This is a genomic window from Yersinia sp. FDAARGOS_228 (genome assembly GCF_002073315.2).
In the GTDB taxonomy this organism is placed as follows: Bacteria; Pseudomonadota; Gammaproteobacteria; order Enterobacterales; family Enterobacteriaceae; genus Yersinia; species Yersinia intermedia.
In genome coordinates this window covers 3,448,297-3,468,159 of sequence record NZ_CP020409.2, presented here as the reverse complement: position 1 = coordinate 3,468,159, position 19,863 = coordinate 3,448,297, and the positions used below count along the sequence as shown (strand labels likewise).

Genomic DNA, 19,863 nt, shown 5'->3' with positions numbered 1-19,863 from the left:
GGATGACCCGATAAAAAAGGGCAAGCGCGATAAACGCTTGCCCTTTGCTTATCCCTGCGGGCATGAAGCTACAGCATGATAGTCATCATATAAGCCGCAAACAGTGCCAGATGGGCGGTACCATTAAGTACGTTGGTTCTGCCGGTGGAAAATGATATTTGCGATAAAATCAATACGCTCACCATCACCACGATATGTGGTGCTTCCAGACCAAAGTTCAACTCTTGCCCGGTGAGTACCGCAATCAAAGTAACCGCAGGAACGGTCAGTGAAATGGTTGCCAGCACTGAGCCGAAGAACAGGTTCATCGCGCGCTGTACCTGATTAGCCAACACCGCTTTTAATGCACCTAACCCTTCAGGGGAGAGGATAAGCAGGGCAATCAGGAAACCGGTAAATTTAGCGGGTGCATTTAACTCAGTTAGCAGCGCTTCTAATGGGTTGGCATCAAATTTGGTCACTGCAATTACTGCCACTAAATGAATTAGCAACCAAAAGGTGTGCCACAAACTGCTGTGTGAGGATGGCTTACCATGATGAGGGTCACTCGGGTCGTCACCTTCATCCTCATGTTCATAGACAAACAGGCTTTGGTGCGTTTTGGTTTGAATCAACAGGAAAACACCGTACATCGCTGCTGAAATTGCTGCGACAACCAGTGATTGTGCCACACTAAAATTACCGTCGGGCAGTGTGCTGGGTAATACCAACACAATGATCGCCAACGGGAATATAGCCATCAGATACTGCTTAATACCCACCAGATTGACATGTTGGGTAGCAAATTTGCGCCCGCCGAGCAGCAGGGAAACACCGACTAATCCACCAATTACAATCATGATGATTGAATAGAGGGTATCGCGCATCAGGGCAGGTGCCGCATCCCCTGTTGCCATCATTGCTGAGATCAAGCTAACCTCAAGCACAACAACGGACAGACTGAGGATTAAGGAACCATAAGGTTCACCCAAACGGTGTGCCAGTACGTCTGCATGACGTACCACGCTAAAAGCACTGCTCAGGATACCTACCAGCGCTATCAGGTTGATGATGATAACAGCAGCAAAATTACTGGTATTACCCCAGATATTAAGAATAACCAATGCAATGATTGGCAGAATAAGGGAGTATTCGTGATGGCGGGATTTAGATCGGCCGGGATCATTTTGCGACTTCATTTCGAGAGCGCTCCTAATAACTTTACTGCATTAAACGGGCGTTAGAGCCATTTAACGATAATTAAGTGCCATATTGTAGGCTAAGTAGCTTTAAGACTAACAAATAACAGGGAATTGTCGCAGAAAATTTACAAGGTTTTAACTGGAAAGGGTAAAAAAAAACGGCCATGAAAATGGACACTACAGGTAATGTCCATTGATTTTATAGATATTAATTAATCTTACTCGTCAATATTGTCCATAACTTCATGGCGCTTATGGTGATAATCTTCTTCATTCAGGCCTTCGCGCCAGTAGGGCACAGCATAGAGTTGTTGCCGCTCACATCCCCTTTCTCGGCGTAGATAACGGCGCAATTTCACCACCATACTATCCTCACCCGCCAGCCAGAATGTTGATGCTTCCATCAGCAAATTGAGTGCACAGAACTGGGTTATCACATCATCTGTTTTTTCCGTACCGCCAATGACCCAGCTTAGCTCCAATCCGGCAGGTTTGATCAGGTTCAATACATCTTGCGGACTATCTACACGGATGATGGCATGGCCTTCGGCATTTGCTGGCAGGGTTTCCAGTAATGCGGCGATGGCGGGCAGTGAGGAGGGGTCACCCACCAGATAGCTGTATGCCGCTGCTGGCAACATTGTTTCTGGCCCACCGGGATTAGTAATCCCTAACCAATCACCGACTTTGGCATTGCGGGCAAAATCGACCGCCGGGCCACGGTGATCATGGATAGCAAACTCAATATCCAGCTCACACAGATCAGGGCGAACAGCACGAACAGAATAGGTACGAACAATCGGACGCCGCTCGGCGGCAGGCCAGATCGGACCTTTTTCGCCCAATACTGGCAGTTCCGGTTGAGTTTGGCTTGCCAAAGGTAGGAAGATTTTCAAATGAGCGCCCGCACAATCTGATGGATAATTCTGCAATGTCGGGCTATGGAAGGTGATTCGACGTAAATGCGGCGAGGTATCTACTACCTTTTTCACCTGAACCAGACGTGGCGGAACTGGGCGATACGCGGGTTTTGCTGCAGTTGATCCTGTGGTCACAGTTTATCCTTCTTATCCTATGGTGTTTTACTCTTAGCCACTAGCCAGCAGAGGTTGTGGCTTATAAGGGGATAAACTATAACATTAACCAATGTTAATGATAATTATTTGCATGAGAGGAGTGTGATAAATACAAAGGCTCATTTGCCCGACAAAAGTGTAGGGCAAGATGAATTGATTACTTAATTGATGGGTTGCACAATTGCCGTCCGACGGAAATGCAATCTTAAACGCAACATAGTGACCAGTGCGACTGCCATTACAACCATTGCAGCCAGTGGAAGCTGTTGTAACTGCAGCCCAAATGCCAGCAAGGTGCCACCCAACCAGGCACCTAATGCATTGCCTAAATTGAACGCGCTTTGGTTAAAGGTTGATGCCAGATTAGGGGCGTCGCGGGCCTGATCCACCACTAACAGTTGTAACATTGGGCACAAGGCAAAGGCCACAATGCTCCAGATAAACAATGTCAGTAGTGCCGGTAAATAAAAACCAATGGTGTAATGCAGTGCTAGTAGGATTGCTATCAGTATAGCTATTAGCCGGGTCATGGATCCCACCAGATTTTTGTCGCCTAAACGACCCCCCATTACGCTACCGATGGACAAGCCAATCCCAAGAATCAATAACACCACGGTAACGCCATGTTCAGAAACACGAGTCACCTCACGCAGTAATGGCGCAATGTAAGTGAAAACAGTAAACAGGCTGGTATTGGTTAATACTGATAGCAGTAAGGCCGTTTGCACTTTTTTCTGCATCAGAGTTTTGAATTCCAGCTTAGGGCTGATTCTCTTCATTGGAATATTTTTTGGTAACCAGGCGATCACTGCGATGATAGCCACAATACCGATAGCACTGACCCCCCAGAAAGCTGCTCGCCAACCAAAAGCTTGCCCAACGGCTGTACCCAACGGCACACCTAGCACATTTGCCAGGGTGACTCCCATAAAGACTAATGCTATTGCCCGTGCACGGCGGTTAGGTTGGACCAAATCGGTTGCAACCACCGATGCCAAACCAAAGAAAGTGCCATGGCAAAGGGCTGCAATAATACGGGCAGCCATCAACAAGTTATAGGTTTGTGCCAATGCACACAGGATATTGCCAATAATAAACAGGACAATTAAGCCCAAAAGTGTGGATTTACGCGGGATTCGTGCCGTTGCGATAGCCAATAAAGGTGCACCGATTACCACACCCATGGCATAAACAGAAACTAGCATCCCGGTTTTAGGGATACTGACCCCCAGATCATGGGCAACTTCCGGCAATAACCCCATAATTACAAACTCGCTGGTACCAATGCCAAATGTAGCAATGGTGAGTGCGATAATAGCCAATGGCATGAATAACTCCTGATCAGCCTCATATACATAAAAAGGCTGAATAACATCAATATCAACTCACTCCCTGGCATGAATATGAAGGAGATAAAGTCTTGGCAGGTGAATTTAATTGGGCGATTCTAGCACCGAGCTAAAAGGGCGTCTAACGGCAAAGTGCGATCCTACCTGAAGCCGCAGGGGATAGCTGGCGGTCTATCGGCAACGCCAACAACTCTTAGTATATTAAAAAGTAATTAAATATAGCTGACTTTAATGTTTATCCCAAACCTCGCTCAAAACGAGACGGTCATCTATCTGCCTATCATTTTGATAAACTTGGTTATTTCAATTTTTATCGCAACGATATAGTAATTAACATATGTCATAAGCTTTACTTAGCACAAAAAAACATAAGCAACGGTTTTTTTGTATTTGTTGTTAGCCATTTTCCCCCGTAAATCTATCTATTAAATAGCGTGAAATCGAAAGGGGCTAAATGTGAATTTCCAACAGCTTAAAATTATTCGGGAATCAGCCCGTTGCAACTATAACCTGACCGAAGTGGCTAATACCTTATTTACCTCACAATCGGGGGTTAGCCGGCATATTCGCGAGTTAGAAGAAGAACTGGGTATTGAGATCTTCGTTCGACGGGGTAAGCGGTTGCTGGGGATGACTGAACCGGGCAAGGAGTTGCTGACAGTAGCTGAACGCATGCTGAATGATGCCAATCAAATCCGCCGCCTGGCTGATGTATTCAGCAATAATGATAGCGGACAGTTGCATATTGCTACCACACACACTCAAGCCCGCTATAGTTTGCCACGAGTGATTAAAGAATTTCGCCTGTTATACCCACAAGTTAAGTTAGTTATTAGCCAGGGAAACCCGCAAGAAATTGCAGCTATGCTGCATTCGGGTGAAGCGGATATTGGTATTGCCACTGAGCTACTAATGAGTGACGCATCAGTCGCAACATTTCCTTATTATCGCTGGCACCACGCAATTGTCGTGCCCGAAAATCACCCGTTAACACAAGAACCTCATATCACCCTTGAAACCCTGAGTACGTTGCCATTGATTACATATCGTCAGGGGATTACTGGCCGCTCACGATTGGACAATGCTTTCAAAAATGCCGGTCTGACACCGGATATTGCGCTCAGTGCGCAGGACTCAGATGTTATTAAGACCTACGTTGAATTAGGTATGGGGGTAGGCATCCTGGCGGATATGTCCTATGAGGCACATCGTGATAAAGGGTTAGTACGACTGAATGCAGAACACCTGTTTGATGCAAATACTGTCTGGCTAGGACTAAAAAGAGGCCAGTTACAACGTAACTTTATTTGGTTCTTTATACAGCTCTGTAATCCAACACTTTCTTTGCATGATATTAAAGAGAAAGTGCTGGCAGAGGCAACGGATGATGTGGTGATTGATTACCAGATCTAGGCGCTAACTAAGTAGTATAGGCCGGTAATTTAGGCGGAAGCATCAGTCAAGAGAGTCATTATCTGGAGCAAATCGCACCTGAACCTCTGTTCCGCCATCGTCCCGTTGGCGGATGTTACAGTCACCATTCAGGCTATTTGCTCGATCCTGCATAATCATCAAACCATAATGATTTGGCCGCTCGCTGTCCTGCCCAATCCCGCAGCCGTTATCCATGATCGACATGACGACATCACCTTGTTCAAAAGTGACCCGAACCAACGCCATACTGGCATGAGCATGCTTATAGATGTTGTTCAGTGCTTCACGGGCAATGTTAACCATGTGGATCGCTTGATGGTCGGGAACGCAGTCAGATGGCAAGTCAAACTCAAGGGTAATGGGCAAGTTGGCCCGTTCACTGAATTCATTTACCAGTGTTTGAAGCGCCGCTTGTAGAGTCGCCTCATTTAGTTTCAGACGGAAGGTTGTCAGTAATTCACGTAGCTGGCGGTAGGCAATGTTAAGCTCATCGCGCATTTGCTGTACTAAAAGTTTACTGGGTTCAGGCATGTCGGGCGCTTGCATTTGCAAACAACTAATTTGAATTTTGAGGCAGGAAAGAGACTGGGCGATGGAGTCATGTAACTCCCGCGCAATGGCTGAACGCTCTTCCATCAATAATAATTGCTGCTGATGCCGGGCTTGGCTTTCCAGCGCCAATGTGCTGCTCAGTTGCTCCACCAGCATATTGACCAGTTGCTGCTGATCAGAATTGAGTGATTTATCCGTGGGTAATTTTGCCAGTAGCAACCCATATTGACCAAGCTTATCACTCAGACTCCAACTCAGAGACTCCCGCAAAACGGCACTACTCACTCCGTCAGATGAGCTGCTAATCGTTAATTGTGTTGGGCGATTCTGTGGCGGCAGATACTCACCATCGGCATTATCTATGAGATGGGCGCGATAAAGATGATTTTCATATAAACAGATCTGCACATTTTCCAGCGGTGTCAGTGTTTGTAGCTGCTCGATAATTGGAACTAAGCGCTCGCTTAATGGCTGGTGGGTATGTAATTGACGGCTGCTATGATACAAAAAGGCCAATACTTGATTTTTTTGTTGTAAATCAGCCGTTTTCTGGGCGACGCGCTGCTCCAAATCACTGTATATCAATGAAAGTTCCTGCGACATTCGATTCAATGCGGTACCCAGCGTCCCCATTTCATCTCGTTGATAAGACAACGTGTAGCGCTTGCTGAAATCACCGCGACCAATCGCATTCGCCATAGAAATTAATTGCAGCCATGGGCGGAGTAGGCGACGGCGCAAATAATAGATAGTAGCCAGTAGTAAACTCATTGTCAGAACAATGAATACCAGTTGGATCATGGTAACTAATAACAAGCGTTGTTCAGTTTTATGGTCAATAGCCAATACCAGTGCATCTAGCTGGTGGACAAAATCGGCCACATTGGCGGCAACCTCGTCGGGATGTTTAGCTTGCAGCAACTGTGTTTTTAGCGTGGTTTGCCAGTAACGCTCTATTTGTTGATATTGGCTGGTTAAACCTTCTCGCTGTAATGCTTGCTGCAAGTCGCCACTGGTTTTGTCTTGCTCCAGTGCAACCAAATAGGGCAAATCACGCTCATCCAACGGTACCATTGAAAGCAGCCGATAGCTTTGCATGCGTAGCGATCCTGCTTTGTTGATGGCATGCGCGTTACCTTGAATGCTTTGTGCCATCCATGACGAGATAGTCATGCCAGCAAGGCCCAGCAAACCCAGTAATATCATCAGCAAAGCGATCTGATTAACTAAGGGGATGAGGAAACGTTTCATAGCATAGTATTCCTTTGACCAATAAACGCGGCAACCTTACCGCATTTTAATCACGTAATGTTAGCGTTAGTGGGACTTCATACCTGCCGCAGTCATCATCATACGAAACAGCATTGAAACGGCTAATAAAGCCAGTACGCTACCGCACCAAATAAGCAGCATCCAGCCGATTTTCTTCCACCAAGGTAATTTTACGTGTTCAGTTGGCAAAGAGGGTGTTGTTGATTTTATCGTTTTATTTTCAGACATATAAGTCTCATGCATACAAATTATAATATTCACTATAAGAAAATATCAGGGCCAGCGAACTAGCCCATGATCGTCATTATCTACTTGGTACTCAGTGGTAACCTTGATCGTGATTGATTTTCCCCCGGAATACGTAGTAGCTCCAGAAGGTGTAAACCAAAATAATAGGAATAATAAAGAGTGCGCCGACCAGCATAAAACCCAGACTTTGCGGCGGAGCTGCCGCTTGCCACAAAGTAATGGATGGTGGAATAAGATAAGGCCAGATGCTAATACCCAAGCCGCTATAACCAAGGAACACCAGCAATAACGTCAATAGGAAGGGGGCATAATGCCCACCCTGCTTAACTGATCGCAATAATGCCAAACTTGCCAGTGCTACCAGTAATGGCACCGGTAGGAACAAAAACAGATTGGGTAAAGTAAACCAGCGTGCGGCAATTTGTGGATGTGCAAGCGGAGTCCATAGGCTAATGATGGCAATAACTAATAACATCACGAATGTCAGTGGTATGGCTAGCTTATGCATGACCTGCTGCACATGCCCTTCGGTTTTCATAATGAGCCAGGTACAGCCAAGTAGTGCATAGGCTATGACCAGACCAAAGCCGCAAAACAGAGCAAAAGGTGTCAACCAATCAAATGGGCCGCCACTATAACTCCGGCCCGTTACTGGGAAGCCGTGAATAAAAGCACCGACTACCATGCCCTGAGTAAAGGTGGCAATCAATGAGCCACCGATAAAGGCTTTATCCCAGATATGCTGTTTTTCAGCGCTGGCCTTAAAGCGAAATTCAAAGGCTACACCACGGAAAATTAAACCCAACAGCATCAAGGTTAGGGGAATCGCCAGCGCATCCAGAATAACCGCATACGCCAACGGGAAAGCACCTAATAAGGCTGCTCCCCCGAGAACCAGCCAGGTTTCGTTGCCATCCCACACGGGGGCGACGCTGTTCATCATCAAGTCCCGGTCACGGCTGTGTTTTACCAGTGGAAACAGGATCCCGATACCTAAATCAAAACCATCCATAACCACATACATCATGGTACTGAAAACGATAATGACAAACCAAATCAGTGGAAGATCAATACCCATAATTAGCTCCTGTTTTGGTGGTTGTCAGAACTAAATGACTCACTTACTGCCGACAGCGGTCGTGATGGCGTATTGGGCTGACCGGGGCCGCCGGATTCTTGCTGGGCACCTTCATGGGCTTTTGGCCCCTTGCGAATAAGCCGCATCATGTAAGCGTAACCAACACCAAATACCGAACCATAAACCACAATAAAGACCAGCAGGCTGATACTCATATGCATTTCGCCATGAGATGAAACTGCATCACTGGTGCGTTGCAAACCATAGACTATCCATGGTTGGCGGCCCACCTCGGTGGTGAACCAACCGGCCAGAATAGCAATCAAACCAGATGGCCCCATCCACAGCACAAAATAGAGGAAAGGGCGCGATTGATATAAGCCGCCGCGCCAGCGTAGCCATAAACTCCAGCAACCGGCCAAGATCATCAACATGCCTAATCCGACCATAATGCGAAAGGACCAGAAGACAATGGTCGAGTTAGGGCGGTCTTCCACTGGGAAAGATTTCAACGCTGGGATCTGTTTCTCCAAACTGTGAGTGAGGATCAAGCTACCTAAATAAGGGATTTTCAGCGCAAAATGGGTTTTCTCCTGCTTCATGTCTGGCCAGCCAAACAGAATCAGTGGTGTGGGTTCACCCGGTTTGTTTTCCCAGTGCCCTTCAATCGCTGCAATTTTAGCTGGTTGATATTCCAGTGTATTTAAGCCATGGGCATCGCCAATAACCGCCTGTAGTGGGGCAACAATCAGTGCCATCCACATTGCCATGGACAGCATTTTCCGCATGGCGGGAGTATCCCGTTTACGCAGTAAATGCCAGGCGGCAGAGGCACCGACAAAGAATGCAGATGCAAGGAAAGCTGCCGTTGACATATGCAGTAACCGATAAGGGAAGGATGGATTAAATATCACTTTCAACCAATCGACAGGCACCACTTGCCCGTTAATAACTTCAAAGCCTTGTGGGGTCTGCATCCAGCTATTGGAGGCGAGTATCCAGAAGGTAGACATCAACGTGCCTAATGCCACCATGCAGGTTGCAAAGAAATGTAAACCAGGCCCAACACGGTTCCAGCCAAAAAGCATCACCCCGAGGAAACCGGCTTCAAGGAAGAACGCAGTCAGCACTTCATATGTCAGCAACGGGCCGGTGATACTGCCGGCAAATTCGGAAAAAAAGCTCCAGTTAGTGCCAAATTGGTAAGCCATGACCAGGCCGGACACCACACCCATACCAAAGTTAACGGCAAAGATTTTCGACCAGAAATGATAAAGGTCGCGATAATCTTCATTTTTGGTTTTTAACCATAAACCCTCCAAAACCGCAAGAAAACTGGCCAGCCCAATAGTGATGGCCGGGAAGATGATATGGAATGAGATGGTAAAAGCGAATTGGATTCGGGCCAACTCAAGAGCGGTTAAGCCAAACATAGTGACCTCGCTGCAAACATGGTACTGCCTCATCAATCTATAAAATGAATCACGCCGGTATTAGTCATCCTGACAATAGGTAGTGACAACAGGCGATTATTTCGGGGTGTAAACTTGGCAGTTAGTTAACCATAAGTTAAAGTGACTATAATAGTGACAATTAATTCAATCTTACCTATAACAGTTGGCCTATGACTCGATATGAACAGTTAGCTCAGCAAATACGAGCACAAATACAATCCAAGGTCTGGCAGGCGGGTGACAAGCTGCCTTCATTGCGGGAAAGTTGTAAACAATCAGGATTAAGTCTGATGACCGTAGTGCAGTCTTATCAGCTATTAGAAAGCCAGGGTTGGATCGTGGCCCGGCCGCAGTCGGGATATTATGTTGCTTCACGCCCGACACAATTACCCCAGCCACAGCGAGGGAAAAAACTGCATCTGGATGAACAGGTAGACATTAATGCTTTTATTTTTGATGTTCTACAGGCAGGGAAAGATCCAGCAATAATGCCATTTGGCTCGGCATTTCCCGATCCGAGTTTATTGCTACAACCCCGATTATCACGGGCGCTGGCCAGCGTTGCACGTAAGATATCACCACAAAGTTCGGTGACTAACTTGCCACCGGGTAACGAAAGTTTACGCCGCAATATTGCTCAGCGTTATGCCGCCAGTGGAATGAATGTCTCTCCCGAAGAAATTGTTATCACTGCGGGCGCAATGGAGTCACTAAGCCTGAGTTTACAGGCGGTTACTCAGCCCGGAGATTGGGTAGTGATTGAGTCACCCGCATTTTATGGTGCATTACAGGCGATTGAGCGTTTGCGGCTAAAAGCGATTGCCATTACAACCCACCCGCAACAGGGTATGGACCTCGATGCGCTCGAACAGGTGATCAACCAATATCCCATCAAGGCTTGCTGGCTGATGACGCATTTTCAAAATCCATTGGGTTGCACGATGTCATGGCCACAGAAAGAACGGCTCGTCGCCCTGTTACAGCAGAATAATATCTCGTTGATTGAAGATGATGTTTATGGTGAGTTGTACTTTGGCACGGATCGCCCGTTGCCCGCTAAAGCACTCGATCAGCATCGGCAAATTCTGCATTGCTCATCGTTTTCTAAATGTCTGGCGCCGGGGTTCCGTGTCGGTTGGGTCGCCGCAGGGGAACATGCGCAGCGAATTCAGCACTTACAACTGATGAGTACAGTTTCGGCCAGTGTGCCAACTCAGTTGGCGATTGCAGATTATCTCAGCCAGGGGGGATATGACACTCATCTGCGCCGCCTGCGCCGCTTAATGGAACAGCGGCTCAATACGCTGCATCAGGCAGTTATTGAGCATTTTCCTAAAAATGTCAAAATCAGCCATCCTGCGGGGGGATATTTCCTTTGGCTGGAGTTGGAACCACCGTTTAATGCCAGTGAATTATACCGGCGGGCCTTGGAACAGGGCGTTAGCATCGCGCCGGGGAGAATGTTTACCACGGGGAATCAGTTTGATCACTGTTTCCGCCTGAATGCTTCGTTTGCCTGGTCGGAACAAAGCGAACAAGCCATCCGCATACTGGCGCAACTGATTAATCAACTCACCAGCGCCACAGATAATAGTCGTGCGCGTCGATAACAATCTGATGTCCACTATGAGTCTATTTACCTGGCTCCAGAAAATGGAGCCATAACAGCATTATCTTCTGCCACTATTTCTGCAATATCCCTCATTCCATTATGCATAAACGGCGTAATTCCTTTCGTATCGCCTGCTTTGTTAGCAGAAGAAATGCACTTAATTGATGCATGCACTGCCCATTTATAGGGCATTGGAAACCTTAATTGTTATTTTTGTGTTGCCATAATGTGATCTGACAGAGCAAAAATCAAAATTGATGTCAAATGCATATAATTTCTACTCAAACCCACCTGGCTGGCTTGTTTATCAACCAAAATGCAGTATGAATGCGACCAATCTGCATAGTTATGCATTTTAAATTATTGTTTTAATGGAATTTGTACAATTTATTCACATTGGATCTGGTGTGGCATGAAAGCTGCTGTACACTTTATATCAGGTGAATATATTTCATTTTTTATTGTTAACAGAATAAGAGATTTTTGTTGAGGCATGGTGACCTCAAACGATGAGTCTCTCAACCCCATATTTACGCTGATCAAAGAGGCCACTATGGAACACCCAATCCCCGTTACCCGACAGTCTTTTGATGAATGGATCGTGCCAACCTATGCACCAGCAGATTTTATTATCGTGCGGGGGGAAGGGGCGACACTGTGGGATCAGCAGGGCAAATCTTATATCGATTTTGCTGGTGGTATCGCCGTAAATGCCTTGGGGCATGGCCATCCGGCAGTAAAAGCGGCACTGATTGAGCAGGCCGACAAAGTATGGCACCTGGGTAACGGCTATACCAATGAGCCGGTACTGCGCCTGGCAAAACAATTGATTGATGCCACTTTCGCCGAAAAAGTTTTCTTTTGTAATTCTGGGGCTGAAGCCAATGAAGCGGCACTGAAGCTGGCCCGTAAATATGCCTTGAACAATTTTGGTAATAAGCCAGGGCTGGCAGGCGAAAAGAACCAGATTGTGGCATTCAGAAATGCGTTTCATGGCCGGACGCTGTTTACCGTTTCTGCGGGCGGGCAGCCGAAGTATTCGCAAGACTTTGCTCCGCTACCGGGGGGGATCAGCCACGGTATTTTCAATGATATCGCCTCGGCTGAGGAACTGATTAATGACCAAACCTGTGCCGTAATTGTGGAACCGATTCAGGGCGAAGGTGGTGTGCTACCCGCTGATAGCGAGTTCCTGCATGGCTTGCGGGCTTTGTGCGACCGTCATAACGCATTACTTATTTTTGATGAAGTACAAACTGGGGTTGGCCGCACCGGAGAACTCTATGCCTACATGCACTACGGTGTAATTCCTGATGTGCTGACCAGTGCCAAAGCACTTGGGGGCGGCTTCCCGATTGCGGCAATGCTAACAACGACCAAATATGCCAGCGCACTTAATGTCGGCAGTCACGGTACAACCTACGGCGGTAATCCACTGGCCTGTGCCGTGGCGGGTACTGTCTTGTCCCTTATCAACACACCAGAGCTTCTCGCAGGCGTAAAAGAGAGACATCAGTGGTTTTTGGCTGGATTGGCTGAAATAAACGCTCGCTACAAAATCTTTTCTGAAATCCGTGGGCGCGGCTTGCTGATTGGCTGTGTGCTCCACAAGGATTATGACGAGAAGGCTAAAGAGATTGTTCAGGCCGCCGCACAGTACGGGCTTATTGCTCTGATTGCTGGCCCGAATGTGGTGCGTTTTGCTCCGTCCCTGATTATTTCTCAACAGGATATTAAAGAGGGCTTAGCCCGGCTTGCCATGGGTATTGAACAGGTTTGTCGACAGGCTAAGTCATAACATTGATGCAGTAAGCAAGGGACCTTGACTATGATGATAGTTCGCCCGGTAGAACGCCGTGATCTGGCCGATATCCTTGAGTTGGCAGGAAAAACTGGCGTTGGCATGACTTCACTGCCACAAAATGAAGAACACCTCGCCGCTCGGATTGAGCGTGCGTTAAATACCTGGCAAGGTTCTTTGGCTGCGGGTGAACAGGGCTACCTGTTTGTTCTGGAAGACAGTGAGCGAGAAAAAGTGGTGGGCGTTAGCGCTATTGAGGTGGCCGTTGGTTTGCATGACCCTTGGTATAACTTCCGTGTCGGCACGTTGGTTCATGCATCCAAAACCCTCAATGTGTACAAATCGGTACCGACCCTGTTTTTAAGCAATGATCACACCGGGTATAGCGAACTCTGTACGTTGTTTCTCGATCCTGAATACCGTAAAGATAAAAATGGCCCCTTCTTATCAAAAGTGCGTTTTCTCTTCATTGCCGCATTCCGCCAGTATTTCTCCCGCAAAGTGATTGCGGAAATGCGCGGCTATACCGATGAACAGGGGCGTTCGCCATTTTGGGAAAATGTAGGGCGGCACTTCTTTGCCATTGAATTTGCGAAAGCTGATTATCTCAGTGGTACCGGGCAGAAAGCGTTTATTGCTGAATTAATGCCAAAACACCCGTTATATGTGGATTTTTTGGCAGAAGAGGCGCGGGCAGTCATCGGGCAGGTCCATCCACATACGGCTCCTGCACGTGCAGTGCTGGAAACTGAAGGCCTGCAATATCAGGGATACGTGGATATCTTTGATGGCGGCCCAACGCTGGAGGCCAACACAGATGAAGTGCGGGCGGTGCGCGACAGTAGTAAGCGAATCGTGGTTATTGATGACATTGATGTTGACCCGAGTGGCACTGCTTATTTAGTGGCTAATGATAACTATCAAGATTTCCGCTCAATATTGATTACTACTCATCTTTCAGACGAGCTACTGCATTTAACGACTAAAAATGCGGCAGCGCTGGGTGTCGTAGCCGGTGATTCGGTTCGGATAGTCAGCCTTTTTGCCCCGGAGATTAAAAAATGACTCACCCAGCACTGTTTATTCAAGGGGAATGGCGCACCGGTAACGGCGCGCATTTCGATAAACTTGACCCCATAGATCAGCAATTATTGTGGCAGGCGCGCGCCGCAGACAGCCATGATGTCGCAATGGCTTGTCGTGCGGCACGGCAAGCTTTCCCTGCTTGGGCACGAGCACCGTTGGAACAGCGGGTCGCGGTGATACAGCGTTTTGCTGCATTACTTGAGCGGCACAAGCAGCAACTGGCTTGCACTATCAGTTTGGAAACCAGTAAACCACTCTGGGAAACACTGACAGAAGTGCAGGCCATGATTGGCAAAGTGGCTATCTCGTTGCAAGCCTATCAAAGCCGAACTGGGAGTAGCCAAATGCCGATGGCTGATGGCATGTCTGTGTTACGACACCGTCCCCATGGCGTATTAGCAGTATTTGGCCCCTACAACTTCCCAGGACATCTCCCTAATGGGCATATCGTTCCTGCATTGCTGGCAGGTAACACGGTGGTATTTAAGCCCAGTGAATTGACACCAAAGACGGCGGAAGAAACCGTCAAATTGTGGCAGCAGGCAGGTATGCCTGACGGGGTATTAAACTTAGTACAAGGTGGGCGTGAAACGGGCGAAGCCCTTGCTGGACAACATGATATTGATGGTTTGCTGTTTACCGGCAGCGCTAATACCGGCTATCAGTTGCATCGCCAACTGGCCGGCCAACCGGAAAAAATCCTGGCACTGGAAATGGGTGGCAATAATGCATTGATTGTTGAGCAGGTAGCAGACTGTGATGCGGCAGTAAATCTTGCTATTCAGTCGGCGTTTATCTCTGCTGGGCAACGCTGTACCTGTTCGCGCCGTCTATTGGTTAAATCTGGCGCTGAAGGCGATGCATTTTTACAACGGTTTGTCGCTATTGCCAAAGCCCTGCGTATTGGGCGCTGGGATATGCAGCCAGCACCCTTTATGGGGGCGGTAATTTCATCACAAGCAGCAGAAAAAATGCTGGCAGCGCAACAACATTTGCTGGATTTAGGTGGTAAGTCATTATTAACCATGACTCGCCCTGATAGCCAAAGTGCGGTGCTTACGCCGGGTATCATTGATATTACCGGTATCAGCGATGTCCCTGACGAAGAGTATTTTGGCCCGCTGGTCAGCGTTATTCGCTATGGTGATTTTACGCAAGCATTACAGATTGCGAATCAAACCCGGTTCGGTTTGGCGATAGGGTTAGTTTCTGAGGACCGGCAACAATTTGAACAACTGTTATTGGAAGCCCGAGCGGGTATTGTTAACTGGAACAAACCGTTGACCGGAGCATCAAGTGCTGCGCCCTTTGGTGGGGTTGGGGCATCAGGTAATCATCGACCAAGTGCCTTCTATGCTGCTGACTATTGTGCCTGGCCAATGGCATCACTCGAAAGCGAAAGTTTGACGCTACCAGCAACATTGTCACCGGGTATCTCTTTCGATTTGCCCGATAGCCATTGAGCCATGAACGGAGAATACGATGGCAGGATATGAGGTTAATTTCGATGGATTGGTTGGGCTGACACATCACTATGCTGGATTGTCATTTGGCAACGAAGCTTCTACGGCGCATCAAAATAGTATTTCCAACCCTCGTCTCGCTGCGCGGCAGGGGTTGCTAAAAATGAAAGCATTAGCCGATTTAGGTTATAAGCAAGGCATTTTGCCACCACAGGAACGGCCAGCCATAAGCGTTTTGCGCCAGTTGGGCTTTAGTGGTTCAGATGAACAAGTATTGAGTGAAGTGGCGCGTAAATCTCCACGCCTGTTATCTGCGGTAAGTTCCGCATCATCAATGTGGACGGCGAATGCGGCGACGGTATCACCTTCTGCGGATAGCGCGGATGGGCGGGTTCATTTTACTGTGGCCAATTTAAATAACAAATTTCACCGGGCAATTGAGGCGGAAACTACGTCGGCTTTGCTCAAAAGCGTTTTCAATAACCATCGCCACTTTGTTCATCACGATGCGTTACCTGCGGTGGAATTGTTTGGTGATGAAGGTGCGGCTAATCATAATCGTCTGGGGGGAGAGTATGACTCGCCGGCGGTTCAGGTCTTTGTTTATGGCCGCAACGCGCTGGAAAACGGAGTAAGCCCTAGCCGATACCCTGCTCGCCAAACGCGAGAGGCCAGCGAAGCAGTGGCTCGGCTGCATCAACTGGCGCCAGACCGAACTGTTTTTGTGCAACAGAACCCCGCCGTGATTGACCAAGGGGTTTTTCACAATGATGTCATCGCTGTCAGCAATCAGAATGTGTTATTCCATCATCAGCATGCATTTGTCCCTGGCATTCAAGCTATGGATGAGATTCGCCGTAAAATGGGTAACATTGAACAGCAACTGATCAGTATCGAGGTTCCTGACGCTGAGGTGTCTGTTGCTGATGCGGTATCAAGCTATCTGTTTAACAGCCAATTATTGAGTAAACCGAACGGCAAAATGCTGTTGGTTATCCCGCAGGAAGCACAAGACAATCCGGCCGTGTGGCGATATCTGTCGGAATTGATCAATAGCGGTGGTCCGATTGATAGTGTCAAGGTATTCGATTTGCGCGAGAGCATGCGTAACGGAGGAGGCCCTGCCTGCTTACGCTTACGCGTTGCCTTAAACGATACTGAATTGCAAGCCGTTAATAGTCGAGTAATGATGACACCCGCGCTGTTTGTGACGCTGAATAACTGGGTTGACCAACATTATCGTGATCATTTGCAATTTAAAGACTTGGCTGACCCTCAGTTATTGCAAGAAGGGCGGCAAGCATTAGATGAATTGACACGGATACTTAATATTGGCTCGGTATATCCGTTCCAGCAGAATTAAAAGGAACAATGATGCTAGATCTCCTGGCGATAACACTTTCAGGCCATCCGCCAAAACAGACCCGAGGTGCGACACCGGGTATTGAGTGGCAATGGCTCGATGAAGGGATACTGATGCTGACACCTGTTGGCAATTGTACTCAGTCGGTGGTGTTATCTGCCGGTATCCATGGAAACGAAACGGCTCCGATTGAAATCTTGAATCAATTGGTATCAGATTTGTTAGCTGGTGAATTAACGCTGGCCGTCCGTTTGTTAGTCATATTTGGCAATCCAGCGGCGATAAGTGCAGGGAAACGTTATCTCTCAGCGGATATCAACCGTATGTTTGGTGGGCGGTACCGGCGTTATCCTCCAGGTAATGAAACCCGACGGGTTGAAATTGTTGAGCAAGCTGTGTTGGCGTTTTTCCAGGCAGAGTCTCAATTGACGCGTCAGCATTACGATTTACACACGGCAATTCGCGGATCTCATCATACTCGATTTGGATTGTTGCCTTATCAAACAACACCATATAGCGCAGCAATGCTGCGGTGGTTACAAGATATTCAACTGGATGCATTAGTGATGCATACCTCGGCTGGAGGGACTTTTGCTCACTTCAGTAGTGAGCACTGTCAGGCAGCAAGTTGTACCCTTGAGTTGGGAAAAGCGCTGCCATTTGGCGAAAATCAGCTTGCTGAATTTACGCATATCATCGGTGGATTACGTTCATTAGTTAGCGAAGAACCATTGCCTGTGCAACCCTCTGGAGGAATGGTGTTTTATCGCGTGGTGCAATCACTGCTAAAACAGCATCCTGATTTTAAACTGTGGGTTGACGAGGAGACAGTTAACTTTACTCGTTTTAGCCAAGGAACATTGTTGGCAGAGCAATCAGGTGAGCATTATCGTGTTAAACATAACGAGGAGTGGATCTTGTTTCCAAACCCTCAAGTAGCCTTGGGGTTACGTGCAGGGATTATGTTGGTACGAATGGATAAGAGTGAGATACCAACGGTATAAATAAGGCTGTGTTACCAATCCCGCCATAGATAGTTACTTGGGGTAATATCACCACCAGAACTACGACTTAAGCCAAATTTTAAGTAGTATATTGTTTCTAACCTATAAGAAATGAGCTTTTAGCCATGGCAGTTCATTTCTTATGCATTAAATTAAAGTTTTTCTTATTGCGATTTTTATAAAAAATCCACTTCCAATGAAAATTCCGATAATTAATAACCAGACAAACCCATACTTTCTATAATCCTATTAACACACTTAATGTTTAACTTTTATGTTATTGCACCAAAGGTGATACGACAACACTCTCTATTTATACTTTAAATAGTCATCTAATCACTTTGGATATATAAAAAAGTACATTAGAGCTGTGATATTCGCCCCATGTCACAAATATGATGCCCAAATAGAACAAAAAAGAAACAAGCTGAAATGAATTTGCACCATTTTGGTGCGTATGCACTATTTTGGTTATATGTAATTGCTTAAAAATAAAGATAATCAGTAAGTTATGGAAAGTTCCATTAAAAATATTTTGTTACAATTGATTACCTGTTTATACCTGTATTTCTTCAATTTTATCGTTTTAACTTTTCGTGCTTAGTGATAATGTCTCTTCGCTTTACAAGACAGGTAATTATAAAAAATTAAAAGCTAACTTTTATGAGGCTGAAAATTTAATTCAGTCCGGCGGGTTAGTTTTATTAAAATTTAAAGGAAAAATAATGATGAAGCGCAGTGTACTGGCCTTGGCGGTCACCTTGAGTATCATTCCTACTCTTTCAAACGCAGCAGAAATTTATAATAAAGACGGCAATAAGCTGGATCTTTATGGCCGCGTAGCCGCTAAATATCTTTTCTCAAACCATAATAACGCTGACGATACTTATGTGCGTTTCGGTTTTAAGGGTGAGACACAGATTAATAGCCAACTGACCGGTTTCGGCCAGTGGGAATATAACGTAGCTGCTAAAAATGCAGAATCTCAGGGCGATAAAGGCAATAAAACCCGTTTGGGTTTTGCAGGTCTGAAATTTGCTGAGTTTGGTTCTTTCGACTACGGCCGTAACTATGGTGTAGTTTATGATGCGCTGGCCTATACCGACATGCTGCCAGAGTTCGGTGGCGACTCAATTGCTTATACCGACAACTACATGACTGGCCGTTCTACCGGTTTGGCAACTTACCGCAACTCTGATTTCTTCGGCCTGGTTAAAGGCTTGAATGTTGCTGCTCAGTATCAAGGCCGTAATGACGACGGTGATACCACTAAGAACGAGCGCGCAATCCAGAAAGCCAATGGCGATGGTTTTGGTCTGTCCGTTGATTACCAAGACATTGAAGGCAGCGGTATCGGCTTCGCAGGTGCATATTCTTCTTCCAATCGTACCTTAGGCCAGAAAACATTGGCTGGCAGTGCGACAGGTGATAAAGCTCAGGCTTGGGCTACTGCGCTGAAATATGATGCAAACCAAGTTTATATCGCAGCAATGTACGGCGAAACGCTGAACATGACGCCATATAAAGCACTGATTGCAAATAAAACCCAGAACGTTGAATTGGTTGCTCAATACCAGTTCGAAAATGGTATTCGCCCGTCCATCGCTTATGTTCAGTCTAAAGGTAAAGAACTGGCCGTTGTTGGCGATGCAGACTTACTGAAATATGCTGAAATCGGTGTGACTTACTATATTAACAAAAACATGTTTGCCTATGTTGACTACCAGATTAACTTGCTGGATGAAGACAACAACCCACTGGGTCTGGGCACTGATGATACTGTTGCAGTTAACCTGACTTACCGTTTCTAAGTTAACTTAGCAGCAATTATTACCCTTTTCTGTGTCGGAAATAGGTGAATTTAAAAGGCGGGATTAACCCCGCCTTTT

General features: G+C 46.8%; 16 protein-coding genes. 8 read left to right on the top strand and 8 right to left on the bottom strand.

Annotated features, from left to right (window positions below; genetic code table 11):
- Positions 1-68: 68 nt before the first annotated feature.
- From chaA to A6J67_RS15985, 3 genes are all read right to left on the bottom strand, one after another.
- The gene (gene chaA / locus A6J67_RS15995) at positions 69-1,178 is read right to left on the bottom strand and encodes a sodium-potassium/proton antiporter ChaA (protein ID WP_005185050.1); all 1,110 of its coding nucleotides are present in this window, start codon (positions 1,176-1,178) and stop codon (positions 69-71) included.
- Between the two features lie 221 nt (positions 1,179-1,399).
- Positions 1,400-2,236: a siderophore-interacting protein gene (locus A6J67_RS15990; RefSeq protein ID WP_005185058.1), complete on the bottom strand. Its 837-nt coding sequence runs from the start codon at positions 2,234-2,236 to the stop codon at positions 1,400-1,402.
- Between the two features lie 182 nt (positions 2,237-2,418).
- Entirely contained in the window at positions 2,419-3,585 is a 1,167-nt protein-coding gene (locus A6J67_RS15985; protein WP_042569661.1) for an MFS transporter, read from the bottom strand.
- A 477-nt stretch (positions 3,586-4,062) separates the two neighbouring features.
- Between A6J67_RS15985 and cbl the strand changes: the two genes are divergently transcribed.
- On the top strand, positions 4,063-5,019 hold the full coding sequence (gene cbl, locus A6J67_RS15980; protein WP_042569662.1) for an HTH-type transcriptional regulator Cbl: 957 nt from the start codon (positions 4,063-4,065) through the stop codon (positions 5,017-5,019).
- Positions 5,020-5,061: 42 nt separating this feature from the next.
- Here cbl and narX read toward each other — a convergent pair whose 3' ends face one another.
- The 4 genes from narX to A6J67_RS15960 form a co-directional block, all read right to left on the bottom strand.
- Positions 5,062-6,843 carry a nitrate/nitrite two-component system sensor histidine kinase NarX gene (gene narX, locus A6J67_RS15975; protein WP_005185067.1) on the bottom strand — a complete coding sequence of 594 codons (1,782 nt, stop codon included), beginning with the start codon at positions 6,841-6,843 and terminating at the stop codon, positions 5,062-5,064.
- Positions 6,844-6,909: 66 nt separating this feature from the next.
- Complete coding sequence (locus tag A6J67_RS15970; RefSeq protein ID WP_050072674.1) at positions 6,910-7,092, bottom strand: DUF2474 domain-containing protein; 183 nt, start codon at positions 7,090-7,092, stop codon at positions 6,910-6,912.
- 91 nt (positions 7,093-7,183) lie between these two features.
- Complete coding sequence (gene cydB / locus A6J67_RS15965; RefSeq protein ID WP_050072673.1) at positions 7,184-8,191, bottom strand: cytochrome d ubiquinol oxidase subunit II; 1,008 nt, start codon at positions 8,189-8,191, stop codon at positions 7,184-7,186.
- 2 nt (positions 8,192-8,193) lie between these two features.
- A complete protein-coding gene (locus A6J67_RS15960; RefSeq protein WP_042569664.1) occupies positions 8,194-9,624 on the bottom strand; it encodes a cytochrome ubiquinol oxidase subunit I in 1,431 nt (476 codons plus the stop codon).
- A 191-nt stretch (positions 9,625-9,815) separates the two neighbouring features.
- On the opposite strand from A6J67_RS15960, the gene A6J67_RS15955 reads away from it, so the two are divergent.
- Positions 9,816-11,255, top strand: coding sequence for a PLP-dependent aminotransferase family protein (locus tag A6J67_RS15955; RefSeq protein WP_042569665.1), 1,440 nt, complete (start codon positions 9,816-9,818; stop codon positions 11,253-11,255).
- 26 nt (positions 11,256-11,281) lie between these two features.
- Here the strand turns inward: A6J67_RS15955 and A6J67_RS23505 are convergent, their stop codons facing one another.
- Entirely contained in the window at positions 11,282-11,449 is a 168-nt protein-coding gene (locus A6J67_RS23505; protein WP_153802299.1) for a hypothetical protein, read from the bottom strand.
- Between the two features lie 361 nt (positions 11,450-11,810).
- Between A6J67_RS23505 and A6J67_RS15950 the strand changes: the two genes are divergently transcribed.
- From A6J67_RS15950 to A6J67_RS15925, 6 genes are all read left to right on the top strand, one after another.
- Positions 11,811-13,055: an aspartate aminotransferase family protein gene (locus tag A6J67_RS15950; RefSeq protein WP_050287911.1), complete on the top strand. Its 1,245-nt coding sequence runs from the start codon at positions 11,811-11,813 to the stop codon at positions 13,053-13,055.
- 30 nt (positions 13,056-13,085) lie between these two features.
- Positions 13,086-14,123 (top strand): arginine N-succinyltransferase, encoded by a 1,038-nt coding sequence (astA, locus tag A6J67_RS15945; RefSeq protein WP_005185088.1) that lies wholly within the window; start codon positions 13,086-13,088, stop codon positions 14,121-14,123.
- On the top strand, positions 14,120-15,607 hold the full coding sequence (gene astD, locus A6J67_RS15940) for a succinylglutamate-semialdehyde dehydrogenase (RefSeq protein ID WP_032906299.1): 1,488 nt from the start codon (positions 14,120-14,122) through the stop codon (positions 15,605-15,607). The genes astA and astD overlap by 4 nt, the downstream gene beginning before the upstream one ends.
- A 19-nt stretch (positions 15,608-15,626) precedes the next feature.
- The gene (astB, locus tag A6J67_RS15935; protein ID WP_005185101.1) at positions 15,627-16,970 is read left to right on the top strand and encodes an N-succinylarginine dihydrolase; all 1,344 of its coding nucleotides are present in this window, start codon (positions 15,627-15,629) and stop codon (positions 16,968-16,970) included.
- Between the two features lie 11 nt (positions 16,971-16,981).
- Positions 16,982-17,974, top strand: coding sequence for a succinylglutamate desuccinylase (gene astE / locus A6J67_RS15930; RefSeq protein ID WP_050089155.1), 993 nt, complete (start codon positions 16,982-16,984; stop codon positions 17,972-17,974).
- Between the two features lie 725 nt (positions 17,975-18,699).
- A complete protein-coding gene (locus A6J67_RS15925; RefSeq protein WP_032906304.1) occupies positions 18,700-19,785 on the top strand; it encodes a porin in 1,086 nt (361 codons plus the stop codon).
- Positions 19,786-19,863: the final 78 nt, after the last annotated feature.

Coding starts and splice junctions, on each gene's coding strand:
- chaA (WP_005185050.1), bottom strand. CDS start 1,178: ATGAAGTCGCAAAATGATCCCGGCCGATCTAAATCCCGCCATCACGAA.
- A6J67_RS15985 (WP_042569661.1), bottom strand. CDS start 3,585: ATGCCATTGGCTATTATCGCACTCACCATTGCTACATTTGGCATTGGT.
- narX (WP_005185067.1), bottom strand. CDS start 6,843: ATGAAACGTTTCCTCATCCCCTTAGTTAATCAGATCGCTTTGCTGATG.
- A6J67_RS15970 (WP_050072674.1), bottom strand. CDS start 7,092: ATGTCTGAAAATAAAACGATAAAATCAACAACACCCTCTTTGCCAACT.
- cydB (WP_050072673.1), bottom strand. CDS start 8,191: ATGGGTATTGATCTTCCACTGATTTGGTTTGTCATTATCGTTTTCAGT.
- A6J67_RS15960 (WP_042569664.1), bottom strand. CDS start 9,624: ATGTTTGGCTTAACCGCTCTTGAGTTGGCCCGAATCCAATTCGCTTTT.
- A6J67_RS15955 (WP_042569665.1), top strand. CDS start 9,816: ATGACTCGATATGAACAGTTAGCTCAGCAAATACGAGCACAAATACAA.
- A6J67_RS23505 (WP_153802299.1), bottom strand. CDS start 11,449: ATGCCCTATAAATGGGCAGTGCATGCATCAATTAAGTGCATTTCTTCT.
- A6J67_RS15950 (WP_050287911.1), top strand. CDS start 11,811: ATGGAACACCCAATCCCCGTTACCCGACAGTCTTTTGATGAATGGATC.
- astA (WP_005185088.1), top strand. CDS start 13,086: ATGATGATAGTTCGCCCGGTAGAACGCCGTGATCTGGCCGATATCCTT.
- astD (WP_032906299.1), top strand. CDS start 14,120: ATGACTCACCCAGCACTGTTTATTCAAGGGGAATGGCGCACCGGTAAC.
- astB (WP_005185101.1), top strand. CDS start 15,627: ATGGCAGGATATGAGGTTAATTTCGATGGATTGGTTGGGCTGACACAT.
- astE (WP_050089155.1), top strand. CDS start 16,982: ATGCTAGATCTCCTGGCGATAACACTTTCAGGCCATCCGCCAAAACAG.
- A6J67_RS15925 (WP_032906304.1), top strand. CDS start 18,700: ATGATGAAGCGCAGTGTACTGGCCTTGGCGGTCACCTTGAGTATCATT.